Source organism: Mesorhizobium sp. M2A.F.Ca.ET.039.01.1.1 (assembly GCF_003998035.1).
Lineage (GTDB): Bacteria > Pseudomonadota > Alphaproteobacteria > Rhizobiales > Rhizobiaceae > Mesorhizobium.
The window spans coordinates 1-7,851 of record NZ_RZRY01000275.1 but is presented as its reverse complement, the minus strand read 5'-3'; the positions used below and the strand labels follow the sequence as shown (position 1 = coordinate 7,851).

Sequence of the window (7,851 nt, the reverse complement as noted above, 5' to 3'; positions counted from 1 at the left end):
GGCCGAGTAATAAGCGATCAGCGCCTTGGCGATGTCGGGCTCGGCGAACAGCTCGTAGTCGCCCAGGCCGGCAACGGCATCGCGGAACGCGGTGCTGGTCACTGACGGCACGAAGGCGGCATCCTGCGCCGTTGCTGGTGGCGGTGCCGGCAACAACGACTTGAAGTCGACGCGAACGAGCTTATCGGCCCTGTAGGTGTTGTAGGTCGGGCTGCTGATTCGGGCGCCGCCGCCACCCGCCCCCGGCGTTGCCGGACCTATCTTGCGAGGCTTCGGTGGCGGCGGAAATTCGCCTTGCGGGTTGTGCCGGATGCCGCCGCCGAACAGCATGTCGAACAGCCCCTGCGCGCTTGCCGGCTGGTGCCCGAAGGCAAGCGCCGCCGCGATCGCGATCGGCAGCACGGCCTTTATGTTCCCGAGGAATTTCATGAATCACTCGCTCCGGTTGTCACCGGTTCCCGTTCCGCGCCGCTAAACGATCTCGCCCACCGCATGGCGGATGTAAGGCGCAACTATACTGATTCATACCGATTTCGTTAAGCTTCCATAAATTTCCAGGGCCATGTTGCAGAACGGTTTCACATCCTTGTGAGACCCGTGCGGCCAGCCTCGGTTCCCGCGATGCTTGCGCCATTGCGCCAGACCTTGGCGGAACCGGCTCGGACGTGACAAACCCGGGCCGTTATGCTCGAAATCCTGGTCGCTTGAGCCGTGGCCTGGAGATGCGCAGTGAAGAAGGGATATCGCGAACTGCTCGATGAGGCGAATGCCGAGATCGAGGTGGTGTCGCCAGAGGAAGCAGCCGGGCTGCTGGAGGATGAGAATACGATCTTCGTCGACCTGCGCGATCCTCGCGAAGTCGAGCGCGACGGCAAGATCCCCGGCGCCAAGCATGTGACGCGCGGCATGCTGGAATTCTGGATCGATCCCGAAAGCCCCTACCACAAGTCGTTCTTCGCCTCGGGAAAGACCTTCGTCTTCTTCTGCGCCGGCGGCTGGCGCTCGGCTTTAGCGACCAAGACGGCGCAGGACATGGGCCTGACCCCGGTCAAACATATCCTCGGCGGCTACACCGCCTGGAAGGCGGCCGGCCTGCCGGTCGAGCCGGGGCAGAAGAAGGCGGACTGATAGGCTGATTAGTGCAGGATCGCTTCCCGCTGCTCGGTCACGAAGCCAACGGCGCGTGCAACGACATTTCTGTCGGCGAGGATGCGGCGGTGGCCGAGCCCATCGGCCCAGTGCAGGTGGACGTGCTCGCCGGCGCCCGCGTAACGCCTGGCATGGTCGGCGTGGACCTCGCGATCGTCCGGTGCGTGGATGATCAGCGTCGGCACCGGCGCCTCGGCCAGTTGGCGGTCGCCGGTGAATTCGCTGAGCGGCCGGCCGGAAAGGTGTTTCACCCTGTCCGCCATCGCAACGCGAGAGCGCGGCCCGACATTGAGCCTGTGGCTGAAATCGTCGAAGATTGCCGGCAGCGAGCTCGGCGCGGCAATCAAGACCAGCTTCTGCACCTTGAGCGGCGGCATGCCCTTGACCGACGCGGCGACGGCATTGGCCGCAACCGCGCCGCCGAAGGAGTGGCCGACCACGGCGGCAAAGGGACCGAACCATTCGCCTGTGACACGCACCGCTTCCACCGCATTCACCATGTTCAGATGGCGGCCGAGCGAATGGCCATGCCCAGGCAGGTCGAGCGAGACGACCTTGTATCCGGCGCCGCGAAACCCTTCGATCAAGGCCCGCATATATTCGGTGCGCGAGCGCCAGCCATGGATGACGAGCACGGTGCCGCGCGGCTCCCTGCCCGGCTCCGGCCGGAATTCGTGCACGGCCACGCAATCCGACCTTGTCTTCAGCCGGTGATGGCGCGCCTCGGCCATGAAGGCTGATGCGCGTTCGACGGCCCGGCGTTCGCCGTCGCTCAACGCCTTGACGCTGGGTGTCCGGCAAAACAATTCGAACGCGGCGCGACCGCTGAGGCGCGGCGCGACATGCTCGGCCGCGCCGAAAACGCCCCGGATGACCTTCATTCCAAATGATGCCATATTGGCAGTCCATCCATTCGTTCAAGCATGAACATAATAGTTCAAACATGAACATTAAGCAAGAGCTGCCCTGGGACAACCCGCGTTTTCGCAACTGGGTCGCGGTGGCGCGCGCCTGCCATGTGCTGGAGCGCACGCTTGCCGTGAAGCTCGCCCCGCTCGACCTGAAGCCGGCGCAGCTCGACGTGCTGATGAACCTCTACCGCCACCCCGGCATGTCGCAGCACGACCTTGCCCGCAAGCTCCTGGTCGGCCGCTCCAACATCACGATGCTGTTGCCGCAACTCGAGGGGCGCGGCCTGCTGCGGCGCGAAGGCGACGAGAAGGACAAGCGCGTGCTGCGGCTGAACCTCACCGAGGCGGGCGAGGCCCTGCTGATGAAGGCGCTGAAAGTTCACATGGCGCTGATCGAGAAGGCGATGAGCCAGTCGACGCCGGAACAGTGCGACATGATCGGCGAGCAGATGCGCAAGATCGCCGACGTCCTGAAGGAAGCCTGACTTTCAGGCTTACCACATCGTCTTTTTGGCTCTTTCAGGCCATTCCTTGTCATAGGCTTCGCCGTCGATGTTCTTGCGGCTGGTGACCCTCGAGGATCTGGCCGGGCGTCGGCAGCGACTTCGGGTCGACATGCCTGGCTGGGTTCCAGAGTTCCGAGCGCACGATGGCTCGGGCACACTGGAAATAGACCGTGGCGACATCGATGACGGTGACCGAGCGGGCCGGCTTGCCGTCGACCATGAAGGAGGCGCATAGCCCGGCATCGGTCGTGATATGGGCGCGGCCGTTGACGCGCAGCGTCGTGCCCGAGCCCGGCACAAGGAAGAGCAGTCCCACGCGCGGATCCCGAATGATGTTCCTCAGCGAATCGGCGCGGTTGTTGCCGCGCCTGTCCGGCATCATCAGCGTCTTGTCGTCGACGAGGCGCACGAAACCGGCGAGATCGCCGCGCGGCGAGCAGTCGAGCCCCTCCGGCCCGCTGGTCGCCAGCGCCACGAAGGGCGAGGCCTCGATGAAGGCGGCATATTCGGGAATCACATGGTCGAGTTCCTTGACGACCGAGGCCTCGCCCGGCAGGCCGTAGAGAGCCTCCAGTTGTTCGACCGATGTGATGCGCGACATTCTTCGTCTCCTGACGTTTTGCCGGCGCTACTCCACGTCCATGACGCCTTGACGACAGCCCGGCTGCCGACATTGGATTGCCACCCGCACAACTAGCGGTCTCGGCTCAGCCCCTTCTCGGCCAGTTCGGCGAGATAGGCGTTCCAGCGCTCATCCTTTTCGTGGCCGAGCGTATGCAGATAGTTCCAGGTGAAGATGCCGGTGTCATGAAAATCGTCGAAGGTGATGCGCACCGCGTAGTTCCCGACCGGCTCGATCTTGAGGATTGCGACATTGCGCTTGCCGGGGACCGTCACCCGCTGTTCCGGCGAATGGCCCTGCACTTCCGCCGATGGCGAAGCCACGCGCAGAAACTCCGCCGGCAATTCGAACGGCTGATGGCCCGGAAAGGTCACGGTCAAGAGCTTGCGGTCTTTCGAGACCCTGAGTTCCTTTGGCGCGGTCATGACTGGTCCTGTCTAGAGACGGATGATTTCTGGTCGAATCGACCTGAAATCTGAATCCGTCTCTAGTCAAAGAGATAGAGCATGATGTCGTCCGAAAAACCGCTTCACACTTTTCGGCATCATGCTCTGGTTGCCCCCTTCCCTACGCCGCTTCGCGCCATGCGGAAAGCCACTTGAGGCCAGCCGACATACGATGTCGGTCGGGGAATGTTACCAAAGACCGAGACCTTCTATCTTGAATGCGGCATTGGATCGTATCACATAGCCATATATAACGATGCCGCTCAGGCCACGGGAAACGCTTGCAATGGATATGATCGACCCCTTCGGTCGCACGATCAGCTATCTGCGCGTATCGGTCACCGACCGCTGCGATTTCCGCTGCACCTATTGCATGGCCGAGGACATGACCTTCCTGCCGAAGAAGGATCTGCTGTCGCTCGAGGAGCTCGACCGACTCTGCACCGTCTTCGTCGAAAAGGGCGTGAAGAAGCTTAGACTGACCGGCGGCGAGCCGCTGGTGCGCAAGAACATCATGCATCTGGTACGCCAGCTCTCGCGGCATCTCCAAAGCGGCGCGCTGGACGAGCTGACGCTGACTACCAACGGCTCGCAGCTTTCGCGCTTCGCCGCCGAGCTCGCCGACTGCGGCGTCAAACGCATCAATGTCTCGCTCGATACGCTCGATGCCGAAAAATTTCACCAGATCACGCGCTGGGGCAATCTCGGCAAGGTGATGGAAGGCATCGATGCCGCTCAGAAGGCGGGGCTGAAGATCAAGCTCAATGCGGTCGCGCTGCGCGACTTCAACGATGCCGAGATCCCGGAGCTGATGCGCTGGGCGCATGGCCGCGGCATGGACCTCACCCTCATCGAGACGATGCCGATGGGCGAGATCGAGGCCGACCGCACCGACCAGTATCTGCCGCTGTCGATGCTGCGCGCCTCGCTGGAGCGCCAGTTCACGCTCGCCGATATCCCCTACAAGACCGGCGGCCCTGCCCGCTACGTCCATGTCGCCGAGACCGGCGGCCGGCTCGGCTTCATAACGCCGATGACGCATAATTTCTGCGAGAGCTGCAACCGCGTGCGGCTGACCTGCACCGGCACGCTCTATATGTGCCTCGGCCAGGAGGACGCCGCGGATCTGAGGGCACCGTTGCGCGCCTCCGAAGGCAACGAATTGCTCGACGCGGCCATCGACGAGGCCATCGGCCGCAAGCCCAAGGGCCATGATTTCATCATCGACCGCCGCACCAGCCGTCCTTCAGTGTCGCGGCATATGAGCGTCACCGGCGGCTGATTTTTTCAACGGCTTGATGCATGATCGCCTTTGGTCAGAGGCCAAAGGGGGGAACATGCAGAATCTTCGGCGCATCGGCTTGTTTTCCGCGCTTCTGTTCTTGGCGACAACGGCGCTGGCCAAGCCGTTCACCTATGTCAACGCGCGCTTCGGCACCGTGTGCACTTTCCCGGACCAGATTTTCACGGAGCGCATGCCGGAGCCGGAAAACGGCGACGGCCTGGAGTGGCACAGCGCCGACGGCGCCAGCGTGGCCTGTTACGGCAGCTACAATGCGCTCGACGACACGCCCAAGAGCCTCGTCGAGAACGAAAAAGCCAGCCCCGAGCCAGGTGACGAAGTCACCTACGGCAAGGCCGGCAAGAATTGGGCGGTGCTGTCGGGTACGAAGGGCGACAAGATCTTCTATCGCCGGTCCGTGTTCGGCAAGGAGGACGTGATCCACAGCGTCTTCATCGAGTATCCGGCAGCGCTCAAGGCGAAATACGACCCGCTGGTCGGCACCATTGCTGCTAGCCTGCACGAAGCGTCCGGGCCACACTCGAAATAAACCCTCCACGCCATCCTCCACCCGATTTACCGCCGGCCTTTTCCGGCCTAGCCTTCGAGCGCGATTTTCGCTCTAGGGGGAGTGCACATGCGCACAATCATGCTTTCACTTGCAATGCTTGGGATTGCTTCCATGCCGGCCGCCGCTCAGTCGATCGGCGGCACCTATACCGTCGCCGGCACCAATTTCGATGGTTCGAAATATGGTGGCGAGGCAACCATCACGCTGACCAGCGACACGACCTGCACGATCCACTGGGAAACCGGCGGCTCGACTTCGGACGGCATCTGCATGCGGAACGACAATGCGTTTTCCGCCGGCTATGCGATGGGCAAGGAAGTCGGTCTCGTCGTCTACAAGATCGAGAAGGACGGCTCTCTGCATGGGCTTTGGACCATCGCCGGCCAGAACGGCAACGGCACCGAAGTGCTGACGCCGAGGTAAGTCTTCGGGACCCTGGCAAATCGTTCTATGGGCCATGCAGAAATTCGTGGCCCATTTCTTTTGGCGTTGCTGTTCGCGGTGACCTGCTACAGGTTTCGATCCAAAATAGAATCCGGAACCGCCTTTGCCTCTCTCGCCAAACCTGCGCGGCGCGCTGTTCATGATCGTGGCCATGGTCGGCTTCACCTTGAATGATGCGATCACCAAATTTTCTTCCGAATCGATGAACATGGCGCAGGTCATGCTGGTGCGCGGCGCCTTCGCGTCCTTCTTCGTGGGCCTGCTTGCCTGGCGGCGCGGCGCGCTGGTCAATCCGGCCGCCATGCTGCAGCCGATGGTGGCCATGCGCGTGGCCGGCGAAGCCGGCGCAACGGCGTCGTTCCTGATCGCGCTTGCGCATCTGCCGATCGGCAATGTCTCGGCTGTCATGCAGGCATTGCCGCTGGCGGTCACCATGGGCGCGGCTTTGGTGTTCGGCGAAAGCGTCGGCTGGCGACGCTGGACCGCCATTGCCGCCGGCTTCGTCGGCGTGCTCATCATCGTGCGGCCGGGTTTCGAAGGGTTCAGCGTCTATTCGCTGGTGGCCTTGGCCAGCGTCGCCTGCTGCGCGGTGCGCGACCTGTCCACCAAGCGCATCCCACACGCGATCCCGACCATGCTGGTGTCGACGGCGACCGCGCTTGCCATGACCGTCCTGGGCGCGCTGCTTTTGTCGCCGATGGGCGGCTGGACGCCGATGAGTGGCCGCTCGACCATGCTTCTGGCGCTCGCGGCGGTGCTGGTGCTCATCGGCTATCAGTTCATCATCATGGCGATGCGCTCGGGCGACATCTCCTTCATCGCGCCGTTCCGCTACACCGCCCTGCTGTGGTCGATCCTGCTCGGCCTCCTCATTTTCGGCGATGTTCCCGACCTGCCCATGATCGCCGGCGCCGCCATCATCATCGGCTCCGGCCTCTATGCGCTCTACCGCGAGCGCGTCGTCGGCAGGCAGCAACCCGCCGCTGAAAGCGCTGGACCCGACATGGCGCCGGACGGCATATAGGCCAATGGACAGAAATGTTGCGGGGATCATTCTGGCGGGAGGCCAGGCGCGTCGAATGGGCGGCGGCGACAAGCCGCTGCTTTCATTGGGCAAAGCCAGGTTGATCGACCATGTCGCCGCGCGATTGAAGCCACAGGTCGCGATGCTCGGGCTCAACGCGAATGGCGATCCGGCGCGATTTGCCGGCATGGGGCTGCCGGTGATCGAGGACACGGTGCTAGGCCATGCCGGACCGCTGGCGGGTATCCTCGCCGGCCTCGAATGGGCGGCCGGGCAGACAAGCTGCCGGTGGCTGATGAGCGCCGCCGGCGACACGCCATTCTTCCCCGACGACCTCGTCGAGCGCCTGGCCGCCGCAACCCGCGACCGGCCGGGCGTGATCGCCGTCGCCAGTTCGGGCGGCAGGTGGCATCCGACCTTCGCGCTCTGGCCAATCGGCCTGCGCGACGCCCTGCGTCATTTCCTGGTCGACGAGGACAGCCGGCGGGTTTCCGCATTCATGGAGCGCCATGGCCATGTCGAGGTCGAATTCCCGATGATCGAGGCGGGCGGCCAAAAGATCGATCCGTTCTTCAACATCAACACGCCCGACGACCTTGCGGTGGCGGAGCGTCTGTTGCAAAGCCTCAGGCCATGAGACGCGTATTCGGCATCACCGGCTGGAAGAATTCCGGCAAGACGACCCTGACGGAAAAGCTGGTCGCCGAGCTGGTCGCGCGCGGCTGGACGGTTTCGACGGTGAAGCATGCCCACCATGACTTCGACATCGACAAGCCGGGAGCCGACAGCTTCCGCCATCGGCAGGCGGGCGCGACCGAGGTCGCCATCATTTCCGGCCGGCGCTGGGCGCTGATGCACGAATTGCGGGGCGAGGACGAACCCACGCTGGACGACAT

The 7,851-nt window shown here is 63.3% G+C and carries 10 protein-coding genes and 2 pseudogenes; 8 read left to right on the top strand and 4 right to left on the bottom strand.

What is annotated here, in order from left to right; all coding sequences use genetic code 11:
• A pseudogene (locus EOA24_RS20385) lies at positions 1 to 429 on the bottom strand (hypothetical protein); the annotation flags it as partial.
• A gap of 300 nt (positions 430 to 729) precedes the next feature.
• On the opposite strand from EOA24_RS20385, the gene EOA24_RS20380 reads away from it, so the two are divergent.
• Entirely contained in the window at positions 730 to 1,128 is a 399-nt protein-coding gene (locus EOA24_RS20380; protein ID WP_126082714.1) for a rhodanese-like domain-containing protein, read from the top strand.
• A gap of 8 nt (positions 1,129 to 1,136) precedes the next feature.
• On the opposite strand, the gene EOA24_RS20375 is transcribed toward EOA24_RS20380, so the two are convergent.
• Entirely contained in the window at positions 1,137 to 2,045 is a 909-nt protein-coding gene (locus EOA24_RS20375) for an alpha/beta fold hydrolase (RefSeq protein ID WP_126082713.1), read from the bottom strand.
• A gap of 47 nt (positions 2,046 to 2,092) precedes the next feature.
• Between EOA24_RS20375 and EOA24_RS20370 the strand changes: the two genes are divergently transcribed.
• Positions 2,093 to 2,545 carry a MarR family transcriptional regulator gene (locus tag EOA24_RS20370; RefSeq protein ID WP_042642392.1) on the top strand — a complete coding sequence of 151 codons (453 nt, stop codon included), beginning with the start codon at positions 2,093 to 2,095 and terminating at the stop codon, positions 2,543 to 2,545.
• 9 nt (positions 2,546 to 2,554) lie between these two features.
• Here EOA24_RS20370 and EOA24_RS20365 read toward each other — a convergent pair.
• Together EOA24_RS20365 and EOA24_RS20360 are read right to left on the bottom strand one after the other, a co-directional pair.
• Positions 2,555 to 3,167: pseudogene (locus EOA24_RS20365) on the bottom strand (pyridoxamine 5'-phosphate oxidase family protein).
• 92 nt (positions 3,168 to 3,259) lie between these two features.
• Positions 3,260 to 3,613 (bottom strand): DUF971 domain-containing protein, encoded by a 354-nt coding sequence (locus EOA24_RS20360; RefSeq protein WP_040982795.1) that lies wholly within the window; start codon positions 3,611 to 3,613, stop codon positions 3,260 to 3,262.
• Between the two features lie 307 nt (positions 3,614 to 3,920).
• On the opposite strand from EOA24_RS20360, the gene moaA reads away from it, so the two are divergent.
• The 6 genes from moaA to mobB form a co-directional block, all read left to right on the top strand.
• Positions 3,921 to 4,916 (top strand): GTP 3',8-cyclase MoaA, encoded by a 996-nt coding sequence (gene moaA / locus EOA24_RS20355; protein WP_126082712.1) that lies wholly within the window; start codon positions 3,921 to 3,923, stop codon positions 4,914 to 4,916.
• 55 nt (positions 4,917 to 4,971) lie between these two features.
• Positions 4,972 to 5,466 carry a hypothetical protein gene (locus EOA24_RS20350; RefSeq protein WP_126082711.1) on the top strand — a complete coding sequence of 165 codons (495 nt, stop codon included), beginning with the start codon at positions 4,972 to 4,974 and terminating at the stop codon, positions 5,464 to 5,466.
• An 87-nt stretch (positions 5,467 to 5,553) separates the two neighbouring features.
• A complete protein-coding gene (locus EOA24_RS20345; protein ID WP_126082710.1) occupies positions 5,554 to 5,910 on the top strand; it encodes a hypothetical protein in 357 nt (118 codons plus the stop codon).
• Positions 5,911 to 6,034: 124 nt separating this feature from the next.
• Positions 6,035 to 6,955 carry a DMT family transporter gene (locus EOA24_RS20340; protein WP_127410011.1) on the top strand — a complete coding sequence of 307 codons (921 nt, stop codon included), beginning with the start codon at positions 6,035 to 6,037 and terminating at the stop codon, positions 6,953 to 6,955.
• A 4-nt stretch (positions 6,956 to 6,959) separates the two neighbouring features.
• Entirely contained in the window at positions 6,960 to 7,592 is a 633-nt protein-coding gene (gene mobA, locus EOA24_RS20335) for a molybdenum cofactor guanylyltransferase MobA (protein ID WP_127410010.1), read from the top strand.
• A partial coding sequence (gene mobB / locus EOA24_RS20330) for a molybdopterin-guanine dinucleotide biosynthesis protein B (protein WP_127410009.1) occupies positions 7,589 to 7,851 on the top strand: 263 nt, incomplete at its 3' end. The genes mobA and mobB, both read left to right, overlap by 4 nt.

Excerpts from the sequence above, each read along its gene's own strand:
- EOA24_RS20345 (WP_126082710.1), top strand. The coding sequence starts at position 5,554 with ATGCGCACAATCATGCTTTCACTTGCAATGCTTGGGATTGCTTCCATG.
- EOA24_RS20350 (WP_126082711.1), top strand. The coding sequence starts at position 4,972 with ATGCAGAATCTTCGGCGCATCGGCTTGTTTTCCGCGCTTCTGTTCTTG.
- EOA24_RS20370 (WP_042642392.1), top strand. The coding sequence starts at position 2,093 with ATGAACATTAAGCAAGAGCTGCCCTGGGACAACCCGCGTTTTCGCAAC.
- mobA (WP_127410010.1), top strand. The coding sequence starts at position 6,960 with ATGGACAGAAATGTTGCGGGGATCATTCTGGCGGGAGGCCAGGCGCGT.
- EOA24_RS20360 (WP_040982795.1), bottom strand. The coding sequence starts at position 3,613 with ATGACCGCGCCAAAGGAACTCAGGGTCTCGAAAGACCGCAAGCTCTTG.
- EOA24_RS20375 (WP_126082713.1), bottom strand. The coding sequence starts at position 2,045 with ATGGCATCATTTGGAATGAAGGTCATCCGGGGCGTTTTCGGCGCGGCC.
- moaA (WP_126082712.1), top strand. The coding sequence starts at position 3,921 with ATGGATATGATCGACCCCTTCGGTCGCACGATCAGCTATCTGCGCGTA.